We start from the raw sequence: 23,047 nt of genomic DNA, 5'->3' as shown, positions 1-23,047 counted from the left end.
CCGCCATCACCACCTACCTGGTGCTCATCCTCATTGGGAATGCAGCCGCCGGAACGTTGCTGCATCACGCCTTCGATTACGCGCCGAGCCCGCGCGTGGCGATGATCATGTCGGACGATGGCCTAGCCTTCGCCCTCGCGATCTCAGCACTTGCCACCTTCTTGTTCCGGGTCCGCGACTTCATCGGACCCCGCATCTTCGGAAGTTTCGTGTTGGGTCGGTATCATCGTCCGGTCACGGAGGAGCGCGTGTTTCTCTTCCTGGACGTGCTCGGGTCGACGCGCTTCGCGGAGCAGCATGGGAACTTCGCTATCCAATCGTACCTCAACGCAATCTTCAGCGAACTCGCTTTTCCCGTCCATCGTTGGGGCGGTTCGATCGACGACTATGTCGGCGACATGGCCATCGTCAGCTGGACCATGGGCGCTGGCGTGCGAGATGCCGCCTGCCTGCGCTGCGTGTTCGACTTTGCTCGCATGATCGAACAGGACGCGGAGCGGTGGGCGGCGCAGGTCGGTGAAGTGCCGCGGTTCAGAGCCGCGCTGCATTGCGGCTCGGTGGTGACGGCCGAGCTAGGTCTGGAACGACGCAAGATCACGTATTTCGGCGACGCGGTGAACATTGCGAGCCGCCTCGAGCACTTGGCCAAAGAGGTCGGCGCGTCGGTGCTGGCTTCCAGGGACCTTCTCGCTTGCCTAACCGTCCCGAACGAGCTCGAACTCAACGATCTTGGCGTGCGCCACATCCGAGGGCGCGTGGAGCCGTTAGGCGTTGTGGCGATTCGGGCAAGACCGCTCTCGTTTCACCCCGAGGCATCCGACAACCCATGCGAGAACCCGACATCATTCGGCGCCAGGGCTACGCGTCGGTCTATCGCGATCGCGGTCAGGAACGGCTCGTCGTGACTTACGACCAGGAGAGCACCGTCATAGGCGGAAAGACCCTCTTCGACCGCCTCGATTGAGCTGGTGTCTAGATGGTTTGTCGGCTCGTCCAGGATGAGCAGAGCTGGCGGAGCCTGAGGGCTCAACACACAGGCGAGGCCGGCCCGCAACATCTCCCCACCACTCAACGAGTATACCGGCTGCAAAGCGGCGTTCGCTCGGAACTGGAACCGGGCGAGCGATGCTCGGCAGGCATTTTCGCTGTTTCCCGGAGCGATGCGACGAAAGTTGTCCAGGATCGTCGTCCGCGGATCGAGCAGACTGACGCGCTGGTCCAGCATCGCGAAGGGGACATGCACGGCGACCTCACCGGACCACGGCTTCAGCGTCCCTAGCAGAAGGCGCATAAGGGTCGACTTGCCCGTCCCGTTTGGCCCCACCACCGCCACGCGCTCGGGGCCGACGATCTCCAGCGACACGTCGCGGAGAACCGGCTTGTCGGCGCGATAGCCCACGGTCACCTCGCGCACCGTAAGTACCCTCCGGTCGTCAGATAGGCCGGTTGACGTCGTTGCTGCCCGAAGCTGCGTGTTCGCGACGACGCGTTCGCGCGCGGACGCGGCGGCGGCATTGGAGTCGTTCGTCCGGCGCTCGAGTTGGCGAGCTCTCACACCGCCGGTCACCTCGCTGCGGTTCTTCCTTGCGCCGAGCAGGATGCGGGGTCCGCCGCCCTTTGCCGCCGCACGCGCGCCTGCACTGTCTTTGCGGACCTTGCGTTCGGACGCGACCTGCGCCGCGCGGGTAGCAGCGGCGATTTCCTTCAGAGCATCAGATAGATCGCGCTCTGCGGCCGCGAGCTCAAGATCCTTCTGAGCGCGATAAGCGCTCCAGCCGCCTCCGTAGCGGCTTACACCTGACGCCGTGAGTTCCACGATCGCGTCCATGCTTTCCAAAAGCATGCGATCATGGCTGACGACGAGAGCCCCCTTGCGCCAATTCGCCAGCCATTCCGCCACCGTGTCTCGGCCCGACCGGTCCAGATTGTTCGTCGGTTCATCGAGGAGCAGGAAGTCCGGCTCGGCGAAGGTCAGGGCGGCCAGCGCAGCCCGGGTGCGCTGCCCCCCCGACAGGCTGGCGAGCAGCGTGTCTGGTGCGATCCTCAGATCGAAACCCGCGAGAGCGGCGTCGAGCCGTGCGCCGAGCGTCCAATCGGCTGCGGCCAGGTCATCTGCGTCGGCCTCGCCCCGCTCCGCGCGGCTCAGGCGCGCAAGATCGGCCTGGATGCCAAACAGGTCTGCGATAGTTTGGGACAGATCCTGTTGAACGACTTGCCGCAAGAAGCCGAGACGGCCGTGCAGCATGACCGAACCCGCATTCGGGCGAAGCTCGCGATAGAGCAGGCGAAGCAAGGTTGACTTTCCAACCCCGTTCCGACCGACCAGTCCGGTACGAACAGGCCCTAGAGTCAGGTCAATATCAGAAAAGAGCAGACGACCGTCAGGTGTCGAATAAGATAGGCGCGAAAGCGCGATAGTAGCAGACATGGATCTGTTTCCGAAACAGGCTTGGACGAGGCACAGCTTCGGGGAAAGATCACATCGTGCGGGGGTACTCTGACGGGATGCCGCCTGTTAGAGCAAAGATCTAAAGTGCGCAAGGCCCTTCCCCATCAAGCCCTCAAACCTCGAGCTAAGCGCTAGGTCCGCTTCCCCGCCCCAATTGCCCGGAACCAGTCAGGCTGCTTTCGCCCCCACGGCAATTGAATACGACCGGTTGATGCCGGATCTAAGTCCGCTGCTTGGCGAGAGCGGACCTTAGCTTTCGAAGCCTCGGACGGCCGCAATCCACCCGGACCCGGACAGGATGGAATCCCGAGCTCTCGCTTCCGGGGCGCGCCAACAGCGGAACTTGGGTCAGCGCCCGAGAGCGGACATTCCGAACTGCGCCCATTTCAGCCAACCAGCCGGGCTCGATATTAACCCCGAAGCGGACGTTCGGCCCGGAGTAGACGTCGAAGAACGATGGCCTAAGGAATTGCGACCCACTTATGCTCGGACGTTGCTTCCCCTTCTACTCTGGCCAAGGCACGGGGGTCCTCTGCGGAATCCACATAATCGAGACCAAGCGGACCAACGGCGCTGACTTGGGTTATATAGTCGCCAGATTTTGCCCAATGGAAGTGCGATGTTCCTCCGGGCAATATGACGACAGTGCCGGGCGCATAGGCCAAGAGTTTGCTCTCGTCGAATTCGTCACCGAGGCCGATATAAAACACGCCTGAGATCACGGTGTAGATCCGATCTTCGGGGTGTCTGTGCGGCATCATCTTCGTCCCGGCGGGTAGATGGACCCGGATTACGTAGACACCGACGCCTTGCGGATCGCCCACCACGACCGCGAGTCGAGCGGCTGGCGGGAATGCAGGGAAGGGCTTCCACAGCAAATCCTCACTGCAGATCGCTCGAAAACGATCCTGGCCAGGCTGATGTTTGCTAGAAAAGCTGGTGAACATATGCACGGCTCCATCAGTCAAGGCACTTCTCGAATGCGCATCATCGACCTTTCGGGATAATCCCTCGGCCGTCTAGCAAGCTAAAGCGGCCAGCATCTGGTGTGTGTTCAAGATTGCATGCGCGTAAGTCGGCCCGTTTAGCTCATGAGCTGCGTGCATCATCTCCATCGTGAACGCGGCCGTCGCATCCCGGACGAGCGTGACGTGATAGCCTAGTTCCATCGCGTACCGGGACGTCGACTCGATGCAGGTGTTCGCGAGCAGGCCCACCACGATGACATGCGTGACACCGTGCTGCCGAAGCTGCTGATCGAGATCGGTGTTCGCAAACCCGCTCTGGGCCCAATGCTCTTTCACGATGATGTCGCCAGCCTGCGGGGCGAAATCGGGGTGCCAGTCCCCGCCCCATTCCCCCCGCGCGAAAGAGTGGCGTTTGATGATCGCGATCTGGGTGGGGTTCGGGTGGCACCAGCATTCGTAGTCGCCGGGCTCCCATCGGCGATGGGGAACGATGAAGATTTTCATGCCGGCCCTTCGCACGGCCTTGGTGACCTGCCTCAGGTTCTCGAGGAGGTTCACCTCGTCGGCGACCGCCTTTACGCGCGGCCAGATCTTGCCGCCCTCGGACAGGAAGTCATTGTACGGATCGACGAAGAGGAGAGCCGTCGAGTCCTTCGCATAGGTCGTCGGTCGCATGGCTGATCTCCCTGCCCCGGCTCTCAGTTTGCCGTGGCGCGCCTGAGGGCCGCACGTTCGATGCTCGCGGCGAACAAGGGCGTCTCGCCGCGGTTATGTGCGATCGACATCGGCTGGCGCTGCGCGCGGAAGACGTCGAACGGGATGCCTTGGCGGTCCAGGAAGGCGTTGAACTCGTCCGTCGCTTTCGACCGCACGCGGTTGATGAACTCGCAGCGCTCGGAGTCGATCGCCTTAACGGTCAGCTCCCAGAGCACATGGATGGTGGTCCGGCCCGAGGGCGTGAAGACGTCTGACACCGACTCCAGTACGAGATGGTCGGGCCTACCGAGGGTATCGACATAATGCTGGACCATCAGGCTGCCGCCGATGACCTCGACGTTGATCGACATCCGCCGGCCATCCGGCGTGGTCGTGAACCCAGCCGAAATGTGGGCGGGCGAGCAATCCTGGTAGTCTTTCTCCCCGAGCGAGAAGCACCATTCCGGAATATCGATCATGTGGATGGGTGCGTTGATGATGGCGGTGAAGCTGGAATCGACGATCTCGTGACCGGTCATGTCGCTGTCCTCAAGCTACGGATTCCGGGTGAGCAGGGTCGGCCCGGCAGGTGAGCTGCCGAGAGGTCATTCATGATCGTTGAGCGGGGGCCTGGTGGCGCCGCCGGTCTCGGAAAAGAGACGTCAGAGAAAGCCCTGGATCAGAGCGGCGATCCGGTCCGCTTCCGTGTCGAGCGCGAAGTGGCCCGCCTCCAGTATGTGGACCCCGGCACCGGGAACGTCGCGCCGGTACGCTTCCGGTTCGGAGATGTCGAAGGACGCGTCGTACTTGCCCCACAGCACCAGCATTCGGGGCTGAAAGCTCCGCATCCACTCCTGCCACCGCGGGTAGGCCGCGACGTTGCTGCGATAGTCGTAGAACAGCTCGGTCTGGATCTCCGCCTGGCCGGGCCGGCTGAGGAAAGCGAACTCGTCCGTCCAGAGGTCCGGATCGTAGCGCTCCACATTGGGATCATGGCCGATATGGCGGCGTCGGGTCGCCTCGAGCGAGAGCAGGTTCTCGCGGAGCGTGCGCTCGTGCGCGGCGCGATCTGCCCAGAAGGCACGGCGCGCCAGCCAGGCCTCGCCGAGGCCCGTATCGTGGGCCACCGCGTTCTGGACGATCAGCGCCTCCACGCGCTTAGGATGCGCCATCGCCATGCGAAATCCGACCGGACCGCCGTAATCCTGCATGAACAAGGTGTAGCGGGAGATGCCGATCGTCTCGATGAAGCGGACCATCACCTCCGCAATGCGATCGAACGTGTAGGAAAACGCGCTCGGTGTTGGAGCGGCGCTGTGGCCGAAGCCCGGATAGTCCGGTGCGACCAGTCGATAGTGGTCGGAGAGGCGGTCCAGCAGCGGGGCATACATGCGGGACGACGAGGGCAGACCGTGCAGGAGCAGCAGGACCGGCGCGTCCTGCCGGCCGGCCTCGCGGTAGAAGATGGGCAGGCCATCGACGCTCACGGTGCGGTAACAGGCAGGCGAGCCCATGAGCTCAGATCCGGCTCACGTCGAGCACCGCCTGCGCGAAGGCCTGCGGTGCTTCCTGGGGCAGGTTGTGCCCGACGCCGCCGCGGATCGTGCGGTGCTCGTAAGGCCCGGAGAACTTCCTGGCGTAATCCTTCGGGTCCGGATGCGGCGCACCGTTGGCATCGCCCTCCAGCGTGATCGTCGGGACGGAGATGGCGGGCCCGGTGGCCAGCGTCTTCTCCATCGCGTCATACTGACTCTCGCCCTCAGCCAGACCGAGGCGCCAGCGATAGTTATGGATCACGATGGCCACGTGGTCCGGATTGTCGAAGGCGGCGGCGCTACGCGCGAAGGTCGCCTCGTCGAACTCCCAGCGGGGCGAGGCCGTCTGCCAGATGAGGCGGGCGAAGGCGCGTGTATTCGCCTGGTAGCCGGCCCGTCCGCGTTCCGTGGCGAAGTAGAACTGATACCACCATGCGAGCTCGGCCTGGGGCGGAAGCGGGCGCTGGTTGGCGGCCTGACTGCCGATGAGATAGCCGCTGACCGAAACCATCGCCGCGCAGCGGTCGGGTCGGAGCGCGCCGACGATATTGGCGGTGCGCGCGCCCCAATCGTATCCCGCAATGACGGCGCGCTGGATCCGCAGGGCATCCATCAACGCGAGAACGTCTTCCGCGAGCGCCGCCTGCTGCCCGTTCCGAGGCGTGTCGCTCGAGAGGAAGCGCGTTGAGCCATAGCCGCGGAGATGGGGCACGATTACCCGGAAGCCGCTGGACGCGAGGAGCGGAGCAACCTCGGCATAGCTGTGGATGTCGTAGGGCCAGCCGTGCAGCAGGATCACGGCGGCCCCGCTCGCCGGGCCGATTTCGGCGTATCCGATGTTGAGGAGCCCGGCACCGATCTGCCTGATTTGACCGAGCGATCCGCCCCCGGTGCCCGCGGAGGTTTGCGCCGTTGCGGCGCCCGTGATGCCGATCTCCGAAGCGGCGACGATGAGCGCCGCTCCGCCGAGAAGCCGCCGGCGGTCGAGATCCATCCCCTGAGTTTGCCCCAAGCTGCTCATCGGTGCTGCTCCTCGATGACAGGCGACTAGACCGCGACCGTCGTCGTGACCTCGATGTTGCCGTGCGTGGCCCGGGAGTACGGGCAGAGCGTGTGGGCCTCGTCGACGAGTCCCTGCGCGACTTCGCGGGCCAGTCCGGGTAGGGTAACGTCCAGCCGGGCCCCCAGAGTGTAGAACCCGTCCACGAGGCTGAGATCGACCTCAGCGTCGATCGCAAAGCCAGGCGGCAGCGTCACACGCTTGCGGCGGGCCGCAATCCCGATTGCGCTTTCGAAGCAGGCGGACCACCCGGCAGCAAAGAGCTGCTCGGGGTTCGTGCCCGGCCGGCCGCTGCCGGGCGGCGCGATATGGACGTCGAGATTGCTGTCCGAGCTCAAGGACGTTCCGCCTTCGCGCCCACCCGTCGTGTGGACCTTGGCCGTGTAGATGAGCTTGCTCTGCTGGTTCATAGCGTGCCTCCCGGGCAGCGGCAGGTTGGACGAGGGGTGGTGCGCTGCGGCTCGGCGCCCTACGCGCGGAGCTGGCGAAGCGCCTGTCTCAGCTCGGCCGTGAAGGCCTCGGGTTGCTCCCAGGCCGCGAAATGCCCGCCCTTGGGGAGCCGGTTGTAGTGAATGAGCTTCGGAAACGCTTCTTCCGCCCAGCTCTTCGGTGCCGCGTAGATCTCGTCCGGAAAGACGCTCACCGCGACCGGTATCTTGATGCCCTTGGGTGCGAAAAAGGCCAGCTTGTTTTCCCAGTAGAGCCGTGCCGACGAAACCGCTGTACCCGTCAGCCAATAAAGCGTGACGTTGTCGAGGATGTCGTCTCGCGACAATCCTTCCCGCTCGCCCCGAAATACGCGCGCTATCAGCTCGTAACTGCGCGCGTCATGATCGAGCATCCAGGCGGCGAGGCCGACGGGCGAGTCCTCCAGGCCGTAGAGGGTCTGCGGACGGTTCGCCATCTCCTGCGCGTAGCCGAGGCCGTGCTTGTAGAAGAAGTCGAGCTGGGCGTAGGCGTTCGCTTCTTCGGCCGAGAGGCCGACGGGAGGCTCGGCGCCTGCCGCGAGCGCCTTGGCGATGCGGTCCGGCACGGTCGCGGGCATGTTGGTATGGATGGCGAGCAGTTCGGGCGGCGCCTGCACCGCCATCTGCTCGGAGACGGCATCGCCCCAGTCGCCACCCTGTGCGACGTAGCGGGTATAGCCGACGCGCTTCATCAGCACCGTCCAGGCACGCGCGATCCGCTGCGGGTCCCAGCCGGTCGCGGTCGGCTTCCCAGAGAACCCATGCCCCGGGAGAGACGGGATCACCACGTCGAAGGCATCGGTGGGTGCGCCACCATGCGCTGTCGGGTCAGTCAGCGGGCCGATGATCTTCAACTGCTCGATGACCGAGCCGGGCCAGCCGTGCGTGATGATGATCGGCAGGGCCCCGGGATGCTTCGAGCGCACGTGGATGAAGTGGATATCCAGCCCGTCGATCTCGGTGAGGAACATCGGCAAGGCGTTCAGCTTCGCCTCGACCTTCCGCCAATCGTGCTCGCTCGCCCAATAGCGGGCCAGGCTCCGCATCGTCGCGAGCTGGACGCCCTGGGAGGCGTCGCCGACTAGTTCCTGCGTCGGCCAGCGCGCGGCGCCGATCCTGCGGCGCAGATCGAGCAGCGCCTCGTCGGGAAAGCGCACCTGGAAGGGTCGGATCTCGGCCGGCGCCGCGTGGAGCGGCACAGACACGATGCTGGCCGCCCCGGCGGCTGCGGCGGCGACAAGCACCTCTCGGCGCGCCGGTGACGAGTGGGCCTGCAACATGGAGCTTCTCCCCTGGGCCCGACGGGCCGAGCGAGGTGTTTCGCCCGGTCAAAGTCCGTCTTCAGCGGGAGCACGGCGATTGCACGATGGTGTCGCCTATACCTTGTGGTCGGTCCCGCCCGCCCCGGCGAGGTCGATCAGCGGCTCTGGGGAGGGCGAAATCCGCCAAACCGATACCAAGGTGCTATCGGTGTGCGGCGCCTCCCGAGTGCATGGTGCGCGGCAGCTGGAAGCGATCGCGCGAAGGATCCGGGTGATGAGGGAAGACGAGCCGCCTCGGCTAGCGGGTGCCCTGTTGGATCCTCCCCGCCATGTCTGCGCATTCTTCAACAGCGAAGACGAGGAGTACCGGGTTCTCCTGCCCTTCATCAAGGACGGCTTCGCCGTCGGTCACAAGGCGGTGCATGTGGTCAGCCCAGACCGGCACGACCAGCACGTCGACAGGCTCATCGCTGCCGGGATCGACGCGGCAGACGCGCGGCGCCGCGGGCAACTGGACATCCGCTCCAGCACCGGCGCATATCTGCATGGCGGCCGGTTCAACCAGGACCGGATGCTCCAAACCTTCGAGAAGATCGCAAGCCGCCGCGAGGCGATCTTTCCGGCGAACCGCATCGTCTGCCAGATGGAATGGGCCGCCGATCACCCATCCTGCATCCATGACGTGATCGAGTTCGAAGCGCGCGTGAACCACCTGTGGTCTCGCCACGGCGACACGGTCGTGTGCGTCTACGACCTCGCCAAGTTCAGCAGCGACGCCGTCCTGGATGTCACGCGCACGCACCCGTTGATCATCGTGGGCGGGGTCATCCAGCGGAACCCGTTCTTCGTGCCGCCCGATGTCTTCCTCCGGGAGCTGCGCGATCGTCAGCCCCGGTCTTGCGCCTGCGCCTGCGCGAGTTGACCATGGAGCTCGGCTCAGTGCTGGCGGAGAACAGGCGGCTCCAGCGCTGCATCGGCGACATGATCGGCCTGATGGCGCTGCCCGCCACTTGGGCCGGACAGGATGCAAACAGGATCGCGAGCAGCCTCGTCGCTGCGGTATTCAACCTGCTGGAGGCGGAGTTTGCGTATCTCCACCTGAACCTCGCGGGCTCCGAGCTGCCGCCCATCGTGAGCCGCCTGTCCCCCTGGGCCGCGGCCGTCGCGGAACCGGGGGAACTCGATGCCGCCCTGGGCCCTTGGCTGAACGCCGAAGAGCATGACAGGGCGCGGTGCCTGACCATTGCCGGCGCAGAGTTGGCAATCCACGCGACCCCGCTCGGGCTGCTTGGGGAACACGGCTCGCTTGTGGTCGGGTCGCGGCAAGCCGGATTTCCCAGCCAAACGGAGGCTCTCCTGCTGAATGTCGCTGCCAGCCAGGCGACGATCGGCCTCCAGGCAGCTCGGCGCCTGGGCGAACAGAAGCGCCTTGCGGAGGAACTCGAGCAGCGTGTCACGGCCCGAACTCGCGAGCTCGCCGCGGCGAACGAGGAGTTGCGGCGGAGGGAGCTGGATTTTCAGCTCGTCGTGGACAGCATCCCCGTTCCGGTCGCGGTCACGACACCGACCGGAGCGGTCGAGGGAGTCAACCGGCCGACGATGACGTATTTCGGCAAATCTTTCGACGAGTTGAAGGAATGGAAAGCGTCCGACCTCGTCCACCCAGACGACATTGAGGCGACGATCAGCGCACAGCTCTCGGCTCACCGGGCCGGGCACACCTACAATGTGCAGAGCCGGCATCGCCGTCACGATGGGGTCTATCGCTGGTTCAACGTGCTTGGCGTCCCGCTGCGCGATCCTGCGGGAAACATTCTCCGCTGGTTTCACCTGATCGTCGACATCGACGATCAGAAGCGGGCCGAACAGGCTCTCGCCGCGAGCGAGAGCAGGCTGGCGCAGATCGTCGATGCCATCCCGAGCGTCGTTTGGTCCGCGGAGATCGACGGCTCGGCCGACTTCTTCAACAAGCATTATCTGGACTACACGGGACTGACGCTGGACGAGGTTCTCGGAGCCGGCTGGGCAGCGAGCGTTCATCCCGACGACAGGGCGGGCTTGATCTCCGTCTGGAAGGAGCTTCTCGCCTCGGGCCAACCCGGAGGCGCGGAGGCGCGGGTCAGGCGCTTTGACGGCGAATATCGCTGGTTTCTGTTCCGCGCGAACCCGCTTCGCGACGACGCCGGCCGGGTCGTGAAGTGGTTCGGAATTAACATCGACATCGAGGATCGGAAGCGCGCCGAGGAGGCGCTGAGTACGAGCGAGTGGAAGCTGCGCCAGCTCACCGAAACGATCCCGCAGATGCTCTGGAGCGCGCTGCCCGACGGCTCCATCGATTATTGCAACACTCGCCTCCTTGACTTCACCGGCCTCTCTGCAGACGAGGTGATGGGCACCGGCTGGACCAAGATGCTGCACCCGGACGATGTCGAGCCGGCCAGCCAGGTCTGGCTCTCATGCATCGAGACCGGAGCGCCGTACCAGGTCGAGGTGCGCACCGTACACCCGGCCGACGGCACCTATCGCTGGCTCCTGACCAACGCCCTTCCCCTTCGGGACGGATATGGCGGCATCATCAGGTGGTACGGCACCTGTATCGACATCCACGATCGAAAGGTTGCGGAGGCGGCCATTGTCGAGAGCGAGCGCAATCTCGCCGAGATCATCGACACGATACCGGCCTATGTCTGGTCTGCAGGCCCGGATGGCGGGATCACCTATATCAACAGGCATTATCGAGACTACCTGGGCCTGACGCTCGAAGATGTCGAAGGGCGAAAATGGCTGCAGGTCGTGCACCCCGACGATCTTCGGAGCCATGTCGACTTCCGGAATGCCTGCCTTGCCTCGGGGAACGCCGGAGAGGCCCAAACCCGCATCCGCCGCTTCAACGGGCGCTACCGGTGGTTCCTGAACCGGGCGCACCCGCTCGAACGCGGCTCCAAGGCAACGAAATGGTTCGGCGTCACCATCGACATCGAAGAGCTGAAGCGCACGGAGGAGATGCTGCGGGCTAGCGAGTGGAACCTCCGGAATCTGACCGAGACGATCCCGCAGATGCTCTGGAGCGCGGATCCGGACGGATCGTGCGACTACTGCAACACCCGTATGCTGGACTACACCGGCTTTACGGCCGACGAGATCAGGGGGGGCGGCTGGCGGCGTCTCTTCCATCCCGACGATCGCGAGCGGGCCACGGGCGCCTGGGAGGCGAGCGCCGCGACAGGCGCGCCGTTCCAGGCCGAGGTCCGGCTGATTCACGCGTCAGACGCTTCCTATCGGTGGTGCCTGACTGCCGGCCTCCCCCTGCGTGACGAGGAAGGCCACATCGTCAAGTGGCACGGCGTCTGCGTCGACATGCATGATTGGAAGCAAGCGCAGGACGAGCTCCGCGAGACACAGGCCGAGCTCGCGCACGCGACCCGCGTGATGACGATGGGGCAGCTCACGGCCTCGATCGCGCACGAGCTGAACCAGCCGCTGGCCGGGATCATGACCAATGCCGGGACCGGGCTGCGCATGCTGGCAGCCGACCCGCCGAACATAGGTGGAGCCCAGGAGACAGCGCGTCGCACGATCCGAGATGCGAAGCGGGCATCCGAAGTCATCGCGCGCCTGCGGGCACTGTTTTCGAGGCGCGCGCCCGCCCCGGAAGCGGTCGACCTGAACGCCGCAGCACGGGAGGTCGTCACGCTCTCGCTCACCGAGTTGCGGAGGAACGGCGTGACCCTTCGCACGCAGTTGGCAGAGGATCTGCCATCCGTCGTTGGCGACCGGGTGCAGCTCCAGCAAGTTCTTCTGAATCTGCTCCTCAACGGTTCCGAGGCGATGCGCGACATCGCCGACCGCCCGAGAGACCTGCTGCTCGCGACCGAGCGCGCGGGCGACGACCACGTTATCGTCCGCGTCATGGATTCCGGCGTCGGGTTCGATCCCGCCCACGAACAGAAGCTGTTCGATCCCTTCTTCACGACGAAGAGCAACGGCATGGGCATCGGCCTCGCGGTCAGCCGGACCATCATCGAAAGCCATCAGGGGCGGCTCTGGGCGAAGCGCAACGCCGGGTCGGGCTCGACCTTCTGCTTTTCCATCCCCGCAAAGGCCGCCGGCCAGACATTCATTCCCCCACAAAGCGCGCTGCCGGGTGGGATGGATGCGAACGGGTTCAGATGATGACACGAAGAGCGATGATCGCGGTGATCGACGACGATGAATCGGTTCGCGAATCTCTGCCCGATCTGATTTCCTTGTTCGGACACAACGCTGAGACATTCTCCTCCGCGGAGGATTTCCTCGCGTCCGATCTCCTGGACAAGGCGGAGTGCCTCGTGCTCGATGTTGCCATGCCCGGCATGTCCGGCATCGAGCTCCAGCGGGAGCTGGTGCATCGCGGCCGGGCCATCCCCGTCGTGTTCATCACGGCGCACGGCGATGAGCAGACCTGCGCCCGCCTGCGCAGGCCCGGCAATACCGAGTGCCTACTGAAGCCTTTCACGGATACGGCGCTGCTCGACGCGCTTGAAACAGTCCTGATGCCGAAGTGAGCCGGCGAGGCTTTATCCAGACGGGAGGTGCGGGATGCAGTGGCGGAACTCTCCTCTGGATAGCCTCGCGTCGCGCGCGAACGTAGAGGTCAAGCCGACCGTCTACGTGGTTGACGATGACATCTCCGTTCGCGAGGCACTGGAAGCCTTGATCGACGAAGCCGGCTGGGCGCCGGTCGTCTTCTCATCGGCGCAGGACTTCCTCTCGCATCCACGACCAAGATCACCGAGCTGCCTTGTGCTCGACGTCTCCCTGCCGGATCTCAACGGCCTTGAGCTGCAGCAACGGCTGCTCCAGGACGGAGCCGACATGCCGGTGATCTTCATCACCGGCTATGGCGATGTGCCGACCACCGTCCGGGCCATGAAGGCGGGCGCCATCGAGTTCCTCACCAAGCCCTTCGGGGACGAGGCCCTGCTTCAGACGATAAGCGAGGCCCTCGTGCGCAGCACCGCCGCCCTGAACCAGCGCTCTCAGTTGCAGGCGCTTCAGGAGCGCCATTCCTCCCTCAGCACGCGGGAGCGGGAGGTGATGGCGCTCGTCGTGACCGGGCTCCTGAACAAGCAAGTGGGCGGCGAGCTTGGGATCAGCGAAATCACTGTCAAGGTTCATCGCGGCAGGGCGATGCACAAGATGGGCGCGACCTCATTCGCCGATCTCGTCAACATGGCGGCGCAGCTCGGGATCATCAGTCGGAACTGATACTCAGGTATCGACGACACCTTCGTGCAATAGGATCGCGACACACCCTTTGTCATTTGCGACTGACCGAATGAAGCCGGATGCCCGGGTGAGCGAGGTCGGTCATGTCAGACAATCAACTGGTTCGCCTGGATCGTCGCTCGCCGGAATGGTGGCGCGTCATCTTCGACAATCCGCCGCTGAATATCTTCGGCCCGGATGGCATGCCGCAACTCGAGATGGTTGTGCGGGAGCTGGAGACCGACCCGGAAGTGAAGGTCGTCGTCTTCGAAAGCGCGGTGCCGGGCTTCTTCATCACGCATTATGACTTCCTTGCAGATCGCGAACGGACGCTGAGCCTTCCGCCCGGGCCGACCGGATTGCAGCAGCTCCCGGACATGTTGGTCCGCATCAGCAGGGCCCCGGTCGTCTCGATCGCCAAGATCCGCGGCCGGGCGACCGGCGTCGGCAGCGAGCTCGCTCTCGCCAGCGACATGCGCTTCGCAAGCCGCGAGAAGGCGATCCTCTCGCAATGGGAGGTCGGCGCAGGACTTGTTCCAGGCGGCGGGCCAATGGCGCGGCTACCGCGCCTGATCGGGCGAGGTCGGGCGCTCGAGGTTCTGCTGGGCGCCGACGACGTCGATGGCGAGCTCGCAGAGCGCTACGGCTACGTGAACAGAAGCTTCCCGGATGCGGAACTCGACGCCTTTGTCGATGCCCTCGCAAGCCGCATCGCCACCTTCGATCGACAGGCGATCGCCGAAACGAAGCGGCTGGTCGATGCCGCCAGCCTTCCTCCCGATACCGACATAGCCCCCGAATGGGATGCCTTCCTTGGATCCCTGAACCGTCCCGCGGCCCAGCGGCGGATCCAGGCGCTGATGAACCTCGGGTTTCACAAGCCGGGGGACGTCGAAACGAGGCTCGGCCACTACGTCGGCAAACTCGGGCTCTGACCTGACCCGGCTCGATCCGCAGAAAGAGAGGAGGCAGCGATGGACAGAAAGGTCGCCGTTATCACCGGGGCGTCTCGGGGCATCGGCGCTGCGCTCGTCACCGCTTATCGGGAGCGCGGCTACAGGGTGGTCGCCACCGCTCGTACGATCAGGCCAGGCGCTGACGATGATGTTTTGGCAGTCCCTGGTGACATCTCACTCCGCGAGACCGCCGAGCGTGTGATCTCAGAGGCTGTGGCTCGGTTCGGGCGCGTGGACTCGTTGATCAACAACGCGGGCATCTTCATCGCCAAGCCGTTCACGGACTACACAGAAGCCGACTATCGGAACATCATTGCCGTCAACACGTCCGGGTTCTTCTACATCACGCAACAGGCGCTCGCGGACATGGAGAAGCGCCTGAGCGGCCATGTGGTCCAGATCACGACAACCCTGGCGGACCAGGCGAACTCCGCCGTTCCGTCGGCCCTCGCTTCCCTGACCAAGGGCGGGCTGAACGCCGCCACCCGCGCGCTCGCGATCGAGTACGCCCAGCGCGGGATCCGCGTGAATGCCGTCTCCCCGGGCATCATCAAGACGCCGATGCACGCAGCCGAGACCCACGCCTCGCTAGACCGGATGCATCCGATCGGACGCATGGGTGACATCACCGACGTCGTCCAGGCCGCGCTCTACCTCGAGTCGGCCCCGTTCGTGACGGGCGAGATCCTTCACGTCGATGGCGGCCAGAGCGCCGGGCACTGATTGCCGTCGAGGCAGGCCGCCATGGCACGAGCTTATGAGGTTGAAGAACACCTCTACGACGTCGTGATCGTCGGAGCCGGGGGTGCGGGTATGCGCGCTGCGCTGGGCATGGCGGCTGCGGGTTTGCGGACGGCGTACATCACCAAAGTGGCTCCGACGCGCAGTCACACGGTCGCGGCCCAAGGCGGCATGGCGGCGTCGCTCGGCAACATGAGCGATGGCGATAACTGGCACTACCACATGTACGACACCGTGAAGGGGTCGGACTGGCTCGGCGACCAGGATGCGATCGAGTTCATGTGCAGGGAGGCGCCGGCTGCCGTGCTCGAGCTCGAGCATTTCGGCGTGCCCTTCTCTCGCACGGCCTACGGGAGGATCTACCAGCGCCCGTTCGGCGGTCAGACCCTCGAATACGGCTCACGGATCGCGCAGCGCACGTGCGCGGCGGCAGATCGCACGGGCCATGCGATCCTGCACACCTTGTACCAACGGTGCCTGGAGCTTCGCACCGAGTTCTTCGTTGAATACGTCGCACTCGACCTCCTGATGGATGACGAGGGCGCCTGCCGCGGGCTGATCGCCTGGAACCTCGAAACCGGCACGCTGCACCGGTTCCGCGCGCACCGGACGGTGCTTGCGACCGGTGGTTACGGCCGGGCCTACGTCTCCTGCACGGCTGCTCATACCTGCACGGGCGATGGCAACGCCATGGTGCTGCGCGCCAACCTGCCCCTCGAAGACATGGAATTCACGCAGTTCCATCCCACTGGCATCTACGGGTCAGGCTGCCTGATCACCGAAGGTGCGCGCGGCGAGGGAGGCTTCCTGACCAATTCAGAGGGCGAGCGCTTCATGGAGCGCTATGCCCCGACAGCCAGGGATCTGGCCGGCCGGCACGTGGTCTGCCGCGCGATGACCCTGGAGATCAACGAGGGTCGGGGTTGCGGCCCGCAGAAGGACCACATTCATCTCCATCTCGAGCATCTTGGCTCGTCCCTGCTCCACGAGCGCCTTCCTGGGATCATCGAGACCGCGAGGATCTTCGGCGGCGTCGATGTCACACGCGAGCCGATCCCGGTCCTCCCGACGGTGCACTACAACATGGGCGGAGTGCCAACGAACCTGCACGGCGAGGTTGTCACTCTGCACGACGGAGATCCCGAGTCCGTGGTTCCTGGCCTGATGGCGATCGGAGAGGCAGCTTGCGTCTCGGTACATGGCGCCAATCGGCTGGGCTCGAATTCCCTGCTCGACATCATCGTGTTCGGTCGCGCAGCCGCCTCTCGGGCCGTAGCGGCAGTCGCGCCCGGCGACCGTCATGCACCTGTCCCAGGAATCGCGACTGAACGAGCCCTCGACCGGTTTGACCGGCTCCGGTTGTCGTCCGGCCAGACACACGTCGGTACGGTCCGGCTTGCCATGCAGCGCGCGATGCAGCGTCACTGCGCTGTGTTTCGGGACGGGCCTCTGCTCCTCGAAGGCGCGGCGAAGCTTCGCCAGATCGATGAGACGCTTCGTTCGGACCTGCGGCTCACGGATCGCTCGTTGCTCTTCAACACCGAACTGGTTGAGGCGCTGGAGCTCGACAACATGATGGCGCAGTCGGTGGTCAGCCTGACCTCGGCTCTCGCGAGGACTGAGAGTCGTGGCTCTCATGCCCGGGAGGATCATCCGGACAGAGACGACCAGCGGTGGCTCAAGCACAGCTATTGCTGGCTGGATAAAGATGGCACGACGCGCCTCGACTACCGGCCGGTTCACCTCGAGCCATTGTCTTTCGATACGCGACCCATCCCGCTAGGCAAACGCGTATACTGAAGCACACACGCCCCTAATATCTCTCTGATACAGGGCCTACACGATGGTGTATGTGATACCACGGTGCAAGTGATCATCCCAGAGAGGCGCTTCATAACATAACAACTACGACGACTGAACTAAGGAGCTGGACGATGAAGCTTCTGATGGTGCTCACCTCACACGACCTCCTGGGAGAGACAGGCCGGAAGACCGGCTTCTGGCTGGAGGAGTTCGCGGCGCCGTACTACGTGTTTCGCGATGCAGGCGTTGAGCTCACGCTCGCGTCTCCGAAAGGAGGCCAGCCGCCGATCGATCCCAAGAGCGACGAGCCCGAGAACCAAACGCCGGCCATGACCCGGTTTAAGAGCGACCCAGTCGCTCGCGCAGCCCTCGCGAACACGGCGCGTTTGGGCGACATGCGCTCGGAGGATTTCGACACGATCTTCTACGTCGGGGGCCATGGCCCCATGTGGGACCTCGTCGAAAATGAAGATTCGATCGCGCTGATCCGATCCTTCTACGAGTCGGGCAAGATGGTCGCGGCCGTGTGTCATGCGCCGGCGGTGTTTCACAAGGTGATGCATGGTGGCGTCCCGCTTGTGAAGGGAAGGCGTGTCACCGGCTTCACCAACGGCGAGGAGGCTGCTGTCGGCCTCACTCACGTGGTTCCGTTCCTCGTTGAGGACGAGCTGAAACGGATCGGCGGGATCTACGAAAAGGCGGCGGACTGGGAGAGCTTTGCGCTTGTCGATGGCCAAATCGTCACCGGCCAGAACCCTGCCTCGTCAACTGCCGCCGCCAGCCTGCTCCTGAAGACGATCTCGGGCCAACAGGCCTCCCCGACCTCCAACGCGGCGTGACGACCATGAGCTCAGACATCAAACACACAGACGCCGTGATCGCGATCGTCTATCACAGCGGCTACGGCCACACCGCCCGCCAGGCCGAAGCCGTGCGGCGCGGGGTCGAAAAGGTGCCGGGCGCGGCGGTGCTGTTCCTCAAATCGGACGAGGCGCAGGCGCGCTTCAGCGCGCTCGAAGGCGCCGACGCGATCATCTTCGGCGCCCCGACCTACATGGGCAGCGCGTCAGGCCCGTTCAAAACCTTCATGGACGCGACCTCGCAGGTATTCGTCTCAGGCGCATGGCGCGACAAAATCGCGGCAGGTTTCACGAACTCGGGGTCGCGCGCCGGCGACAAGCTGCTGACCCTGATCGAGTTCAACATCCTCGCTGCCCAGCTCGGAATGCATTGGGTTAGCCTCGGAATGCTGCCTGGAAACAATCGGTCGGACGGGTCCGAGAACGACCTCAACCGCCTCGTATTCTTCCTTGGCGCGGCTGCGCAGTCGAACACTGACGAGGGCTCCGAAATCGCCCCGCCCGCATCCGATCTTCGCACGGCCGAGGCACTCGGCGAGCGGGTAGCCAGGGTGACGCAACAGTCCATTCGGGGTCGGCTCGCGAGGGTGGAGGGATCGTCCTTCGCGGTGGAGCCTGCCCTAGCATTGGCCGAAGAGGCGGAAGTAGCGGCATAGCCGGAACTTCCGCGACCTGCTCAACGTCTGCCCAAGGAAGGGCGGCGTAGAGCTGCGACACCTGAGCGAACGGAGGACGGGCTATGGCACAAGAACGCGCGATTCTGGCCGGTGGTTGCTTCTGGGGAATGCAGGACCTGATCCGCCCCCGCGATGGCGTCCTCTCCACGCGCGTCGGCTATACCGGCGGCGACGTACCGAACGCCACATACCGGAACCACGGCACGCATGCCGAGGCCATCGAGATCATCTTCGACCCCGCGCGGGTCACGTATCGCGACCTGCTGGAATTCTTCTTCCAGATCCACGATCCGACGACGCTGTATCGCCAGGGCGGGGATCGCGGCCTGAGCTACCGCTCGGCGATCTACTACGACAGCCCGGAGCAGAAGCGCGTTGCCGAGGACACCATCGCGGACGTGGAGGCTTCCGGCCTGTGGCCGGGCAAGGTGGTGACCGAGGTCGCGCCCGCCGGCCCCTTCTGGGTAGCCGAGCCCGAGCACCAGGATTACCTGGAGCGCTACCCCAACGGGTACACCTGCCATTTCCCGCGCCCGAACTGGGTCCTCCCGAAGCGGAATGCGGCGGCGCAGGACGAGCTTCGGTCGGCTACCCAACTTGCTTGATCGCCCCCGCGCCTGCCAAGGCGGGCGCCTGATGCGTACGTCGTGGAGCCCAGCGGTATCCGAACCGGGCTTTCAGCGAATCTGGCCCGCGTCGAAGGATGGCAACGATGATAGGCTGGCGGTTTGCATCCTTTTCGAGATGGTTCTCGGAACGCCCGCAGCTTTCGCGCAGCGCTTCGACCCGCGGGCCGGCTCCTACTGCCGGCCGCCCCTCAAATTCGCTGCCGGGGCCTGCGTGCAAAGTTGCCCTGCCGGATACGCGGATCGCGGCCGCTATTGCGAGTTCCGTCGCGAAAGCGACGGGCCCTGGTCGATAGTGTTATGCGGCTCACGTGGCTGCCGCGCTCCAGACTGTATCAACCATCCGCTGCGCCGAGCCTACCACTCGAAACCGGACATTCCGCTTTCGCCCCCACGGCGATTGAATACGACCGGTTGATGCCGGATCTAAGTCCGCTGCTTAGGCGAGAGCTGACCTTAGCTTTCGACGCCTCGGACGGCCGCAATCCACCCTGAGCGGTCGCTCGAGGTCACGGCGGCTAGTCTAGGAGCCGCCGTGGATTCTTCAGAGGTCGGTCTGCTCTGAAAGGACGAGGGCGTCATCGACCTCGATCCCGAGGTAGCGCACGGTGCTCTCCAGCTTCGTGTGTCCGAGCAGAAGCTGGCACGCTCGCAGGTTGCCGGTGCGCTTATACACGAGGGCGACCTTTGTCCGGCGCAGGCTGTGTGTGCCGTAGGCGGCCGGATCGAGCCCGATCAGAGCAACCCAGGCGTCCAGCAACCGACCGTACTGACGCGTCGTCAGGTGATCGCCTGGGCGGCTGCGGCTGGGGAAGAGCCAGTCGCTCCCTCGTAGACCCCGGACGCGGAGCCACGCCGCGAGCGCTTCGCGCGTCGGCTCGGTCAGCTCGAACGGCACCGGCCTGCCGGTCTTCTGCTGTACGATGGTGGTGCGAAGCCGGATCGAGTCGCCCAGGTGGATGTCGGCGACGCGAAGTCGGACGAGGTCGCAGCCCCGCAGCTTGCTGTCGATCGCTGCATTGAACATCGCGAGGTCGCGAACACGGCCCTCGTGCTGCAACCTGGTCCGAATAGCCCAGATATGCCTCGGCTTCAGAGGCGGCTTCGGTCCGATGATGCGGCCGTGGTTCCAGGACCCGCGAGCGGCTTCGTGATCTGAACGCATGACACTCTCCTACGTAGGAGAGGTCAGCATCGAACCCGCCGCGCTGACGCACTACTCGTGTGCGCCACAAGCTGACGTTGCTCTTGTCCCCGAAAGCGGACCTTTCAGGCGCGACAGAGCTGCTGTTCGGCAGACACCGCGCTACTTCGTACTGCGAGCAGGACGGCGACAAGCCCAATGGCCGAGGTGGCGGCTCCGGCTAATGCGACGGCCGGGTAACCCAGGTCGAGCGCGATCACGCCTCCGCCGAGAGCTGCGCCAAGAGCGTTTCCGAGGTTGAACGCGCCGATGTTGACGGAAGATGCAAGGTTCGGCGCGTCAGCTGCGGCGGTCATGACGCGGACCTGAAGCGGTGGCACCAGCGCGAAGCTTGCGACACCCCAAAGGAATATCAGCACCGCGACGGGAGCTCCGAACGACATGAGGGCCGCGAAGGCAACAAGCACCGCTGAGAGCGACGCGAGAGTGATGATAAGCGTGCGGTCGACGGAGCGGTCCGCGAACTTGCCACCGAGCCAATTCCCGACTGTCAGACCGACACCGTACGTGACGAGCATAGCCGTCACGTACGGAAGCGAGGCCTGGGTCACCTCACGCAAAATCGGCGCGATATAGGTGAAGACCGTGAACATGGCACTCGAACCCACCACGGTCAGCGCCAGCGCGCCGAGGACGCTGCCTCGCCGCAGGACGCGCAACTCGGCCAGCGCGTTCCCGCCTGTGGGGGCCGGCAGGTTGGGGAGGGTGAGCCGGAGGGCGGCCATGATCACGACGCCAAGTGCCGTGATGCCCCAGAAGGAGGAGCGCCAGCCCAGATGCTCTCCCGCCCACGTCGCCAGTGGGACGCCGACGACGTTGGCGATCGTCAAGCCCATGAACATGGCGGCGACGGCACTGGCCTGGCGGTTCGGCGCAACGAGACTTGCCGCCACGATCGAGCCAACGCCGAAGAACGCGCCGTGATTGAAGGAGGTCAGCAGGCGCGCCGCAAGGAGGGTGCCGTAGCTGTCCGAGATCGCGGCCAGGAGGTTTCCCAGCGTGAAGATCGCGGCCAGTCCGACGAGCAGGGTTCGCCTGGGAACTCGGCCGGTGGTAAGCGTCATCAACGGCGCGCCGATCAGAACGCCGAGCGCATAGGCGCTGATGAGGAGGCCCGCTGACGGTATCGAGACGCCTAGATCGTTGGCGATGACAGGCAGCAGACCCATCGGGGCGAACTCGGTGACCCCGATACCGAAGGCTCCCGAAGCCAGAGCTATCAGGCCGAGGTTGGACGATCTCGACCCCTCATCCAGCGCGCGAGTTCGCGACGACGTCCGAGGATCTGAGTTGCCGATATCCATATTCGCCCGCTGACTGCTACTGGTGCGCATAGATGCCGGCGCATCGAGAGCTGCGCTATCCTCAGCCGACGCGAAGGATTGCTGCATTGAACGCAAAAGTGGGCAGCGGGGCCGATCGGGCGCGGGAGTTGGCGCTGTTCGCCAGGGTCGCTGAACGGGGGAGCTTTTCGGGGGCGGGACGAGACCTCGATCTCAGCCCGTCGGCTGTCGCTCGTGCGGTCGACCGCATTGAAGCGAGGCTTGGGGTTCGGCTGCTGCTCCGCTCTACTCGTGTCCTGACGCTCACGGCTGAAGGACGCTCATACGTGCAGGCGGCGCGTCGCATTTTGGCCGACCTGGACGACGCGGAGCAGCAGATTGCCGATCAGGGCTCTCCTCGCGGCCGGCTTCGCGTGAGCGCCGCACTGTCACACGGGCGGCTCTGCGTCGTGCCCATCCTCGGGGCGTTTGCTGAACTCTACCCAACCATCCTGATCGACATCGCGCTAACCGACACTCTGGTCGACGTGGCAGCCGGGGAAGCCGACGTCGCGGTCCGCTTCGGCCCGCTTCCAGACAGCGCGCTTATTGCGCGCAGGATCGGTGAGACTAGGCGCGTGATCGTCGCCTCACCCGGCTATCTCTCCCGGCATGGTACTCCTGAGACGCCGGAAGACCTCCACCAGCACAACTGCCTCAACTTCAACTTCCGCCGTGCTGAACCTGTTTGGCCATTCCGCCGCGATGGCGTGGACTTTTCGCTGTCGGTGGGCGGCAGCATCGTCGCAAACAATGGCGAGACCCTCGGTCAACTCGCAGCAGCTGGAGTCGGTATCGCGCGGGTTGGCGCGTTCAGCGTCGGGGACGAGCTTTCCGACGGTCGGCTCGTGCGTCTTCTCGAGGAGTTCAATCCAGGAGACGTCGAGCACATCCATGCTGTTTTCGTCGGAGGGGCAGGTACGCCGGCGCGAGTCCGTGCCTTCGTGGATTTTCTGGTCGACAACCTACGCTGACGACCGTCTCAGCAGCGCCAGGAGCTGACGTTCAGACGCTGCCACTAAGCGGACATTTCGCACATCGACAGAAGCAGGGCGGAGGGCGTAGGTCACAGCACCTAGCGAACTGCCGCTCCGGTTGAGTTCCAATTGCCTGGATGGCTAGAGATGCGGCGCGGAGACTCCTCGCGCGGTGCCGCGACGCTGCACAAGGTGAA

Annotated in this window: 22 protein-coding genes; 12 read left to right on the top strand and 10 right to left on the bottom strand. The window is 64.7% G+C overall.

The annotated features are described in order from the left end of the window. Positions 1-101: 101 nt before the first annotated feature. Complete coding sequence (locus ACO2SS_RS25240; protein ID WP_423280648.1) at positions 102-905, top strand: adenylate/guanylate cyclase domain-containing protein; 804 nt, start codon at positions 102-104, stop codon at positions 903-905. Here the strand turns inward: ACO2SS_RS25240 and ACO2SS_RS25235 are convergent. The 8 genes from ACO2SS_RS25235 to ACO2SS_RS25200 form a co-directional block, all read right to left on the bottom strand. After that, positions 803-2,428, bottom strand: a complete 1,626-nt coding sequence (locus ACO2SS_RS25235; RefSeq protein WP_423280622.1) for an ABC-F family ATP-binding cassette domain-containing protein — start codon at positions 2,426-2,428, stop codon at positions 803-805. The genes ACO2SS_RS25240 and ACO2SS_RS25235 overlap by 103 nt on opposite strands. Before the next feature lie 482 nt (positions 2,429-2,910). After that, on the bottom strand, positions 2,911-3,396 hold the full coding sequence (locus ACO2SS_RS25230) for a cupin domain-containing protein (protein WP_423280621.1): 486 nt from the start codon (positions 3,394-3,396) through the stop codon (positions 2,911-2,913). A 72-nt stretch (positions 3,397-3,468) separates the two neighbouring features. Beyond that, positions 3,469-4,092 (bottom strand): cysteine hydrolase family protein, encoded by a 624-nt coding sequence (locus tag ACO2SS_RS25225; RefSeq protein ID WP_423280620.1) that lies wholly within the window; start codon positions 4,090-4,092, stop codon positions 3,469-3,471. A gap of 23 nt (positions 4,093-4,115) precedes the next feature. Then, positions 4,116-4,652, bottom strand: coding sequence for a hypothetical protein (locus tag ACO2SS_RS25220; RefSeq protein WP_423280619.1), 537 nt, complete (start codon positions 4,650-4,652; stop codon positions 4,116-4,118). A gap of 123 nt (positions 4,653-4,775) precedes the next feature. Further along, positions 4,776-5,627 (bottom strand): alpha/beta fold hydrolase, encoded by an 852-nt coding sequence (locus ACO2SS_RS25215; protein WP_423280618.1) that lies wholly within the window; start codon positions 5,625-5,627, stop codon positions 4,776-4,778. 4 nt (positions 5,628-5,631) lie between these two features. After that, positions 5,632-6,669 carry an alpha/beta fold hydrolase gene (locus ACO2SS_RS25210; RefSeq protein ID WP_423280617.1) on the bottom strand — a complete coding sequence of 346 codons (1,038 nt, stop codon included), beginning with the start codon at positions 6,667-6,669 and terminating at the stop codon, positions 5,632-5,634. A gap of 26 nt (positions 6,670-6,695) precedes the next feature. Continuing rightward, positions 6,696-7,118 carry an organic hydroperoxide resistance protein gene (locus ACO2SS_RS25205; RefSeq protein ID WP_423280616.1) on the bottom strand — a complete coding sequence of 141 codons (423 nt, stop codon included), beginning with the start codon at positions 7,116-7,118 and terminating at the stop codon, positions 6,696-6,698. A gap of 59 nt (positions 7,119-7,177) precedes the next feature. Continuing rightward, positions 7,178-8,455 (bottom strand): epoxide hydrolase family protein, encoded by a 1,278-nt coding sequence (locus ACO2SS_RS25200; RefSeq protein WP_423280615.1) that lies wholly within the window; start codon positions 8,453-8,455, stop codon positions 7,178-7,180. Positions 8,456-8,711: 256 nt separating this feature from the next. On the opposite strand from ACO2SS_RS25200, the gene ACO2SS_RS25195 reads away from it, so the two are divergent. From ACO2SS_RS25195 to msrA, 10 genes are all read left to right on the top strand, one after another. Further along, positions 8,712-9,359: an MEDS domain-containing protein gene (locus ACO2SS_RS25195; protein WP_423280614.1), complete on the top strand. Its 648-nt coding sequence runs from the start codon at positions 8,712-8,714 to the stop codon at positions 9,357-9,359. A 2-nt stretch (positions 9,360-9,361) separates the two neighbouring features. Beyond that, on the top strand, positions 9,362-12,610 hold the full coding sequence (locus ACO2SS_RS25190) for a PAS domain S-box protein (RefSeq protein WP_423280613.1): 3,249 nt from the start codon (positions 9,362-9,364) through the stop codon (positions 12,608-12,610). After that, positions 12,607-12,981 carry a response regulator transcription factor gene (locus ACO2SS_RS25185; RefSeq protein WP_423280612.1) on the top strand — a complete coding sequence of 125 codons (375 nt, stop codon included), beginning with the start codon at positions 12,607-12,609 and terminating at the stop codon, positions 12,979-12,981. The genes ACO2SS_RS25190 and ACO2SS_RS25185 overlap by 4 nt, the downstream gene beginning before the upstream one ends. Positions 12,982-13,015: 34 nt before the next feature. Further along, positions 13,016-13,684, top strand: coding sequence for a response regulator transcription factor (locus ACO2SS_RS25180; protein ID WP_423280611.1), 669 nt, complete (start codon positions 13,016-13,018; stop codon positions 13,682-13,684). Between the two features lie 104 nt (positions 13,685-13,788). Next, a complete protein-coding gene (locus ACO2SS_RS25175) occupies positions 13,789-14,619 on the top strand; it encodes an enoyl-CoA hydratase/isomerase family protein (protein ID WP_423280610.1) in 831 nt (276 codons plus the stop codon). A 39-nt stretch (positions 14,620-14,658) separates the two neighbouring features. Then, entirely contained in the window at positions 14,659-15,363 is a 705-nt protein-coding gene (locus ACO2SS_RS25170; RefSeq protein WP_423280609.1) for an SDR family NAD(P)-dependent oxidoreductase, read from the top strand. Positions 15,364-15,384: 21 nt separating this feature from the next. After that, positions 15,385-17,181 (top strand): succinate dehydrogenase flavoprotein subunit, encoded by a 1,797-nt coding sequence (gene sdhA, locus ACO2SS_RS25165; RefSeq protein ID WP_423280608.1) that lies wholly within the window; start codon positions 15,385-15,387, stop codon positions 17,179-17,181. Positions 17,182-17,315: 134 nt separating this feature from the next. Further along, entirely contained in the window at positions 17,316-18,023 is a 708-nt protein-coding gene (locus ACO2SS_RS25160) for a type 1 glutamine amidotransferase domain-containing protein (protein WP_423280607.1), read from the top strand. Positions 18,024-18,028: 5 nt separating this feature from the next. Continuing rightward, positions 18,029-18,700, top strand: a complete 672-nt coding sequence (locus ACO2SS_RS25155) for a flavodoxin family protein (RefSeq protein WP_423280606.1) — start codon at positions 18,029-18,031, stop codon at positions 18,698-18,700. An 83-nt stretch (positions 18,701-18,783) separates the two neighbouring features. Beyond that, a complete protein-coding gene (gene msrA, locus ACO2SS_RS25150) occupies positions 18,784-19,326 on the top strand; it encodes a peptide-methionine (S)-S-oxide reductase MsrA (protein ID WP_423280605.1) in 543 nt (180 codons plus the stop codon). 565 nt (positions 19,327-19,891) lie between these two features. Here msrA and ACO2SS_RS25145 read toward each other — a convergent pair. Together ACO2SS_RS25145 and ACO2SS_RS25140 are read right to left on the bottom strand one after the other, a co-directional pair. Continuing rightward, complete coding sequence (locus ACO2SS_RS25145; RefSeq protein ID WP_423280604.1) at positions 19,892-20,512, bottom strand: tyrosine-type recombinase/integrase; 621 nt, start codon at positions 20,510-20,512, stop codon at positions 19,892-19,894. Positions 20,513-20,616: 104 nt separating this feature from the next. Next, a complete protein-coding gene (locus tag ACO2SS_RS25140) occupies positions 20,617-21,942 on the bottom strand; it encodes an MFS transporter (protein ID WP_423280603.1) in 1,326 nt (441 codons plus the stop codon). Between ACO2SS_RS25140 and ACO2SS_RS25135 the strand changes: the two genes are divergently transcribed. Beyond that, complete coding sequence (locus tag ACO2SS_RS25135) at positions 21,942-22,847, top strand: LysR family transcriptional regulator (RefSeq protein ID WP_423280602.1); 906 nt, start codon at positions 21,942-21,944, stop codon at positions 22,845-22,847. The two genes, ACO2SS_RS25140 and ACO2SS_RS25135, sit on opposite strands and share 1 nt — an antisense overlap. Positions 22,848-23,047 lie beyond the last annotated feature (200 nt).

The organism is Enterovirga sp. CN4-39 (genome assembly GCF_049446235.1).
Taxonomy (GTDB): Bacteria; Pseudomonadota; Alphaproteobacteria; order Rhizobiales; family Beijerinckiaceae; genus Enterovirga.
This window is presented reverse-complemented; position numbering and strand designations above follow the sequence as displayed.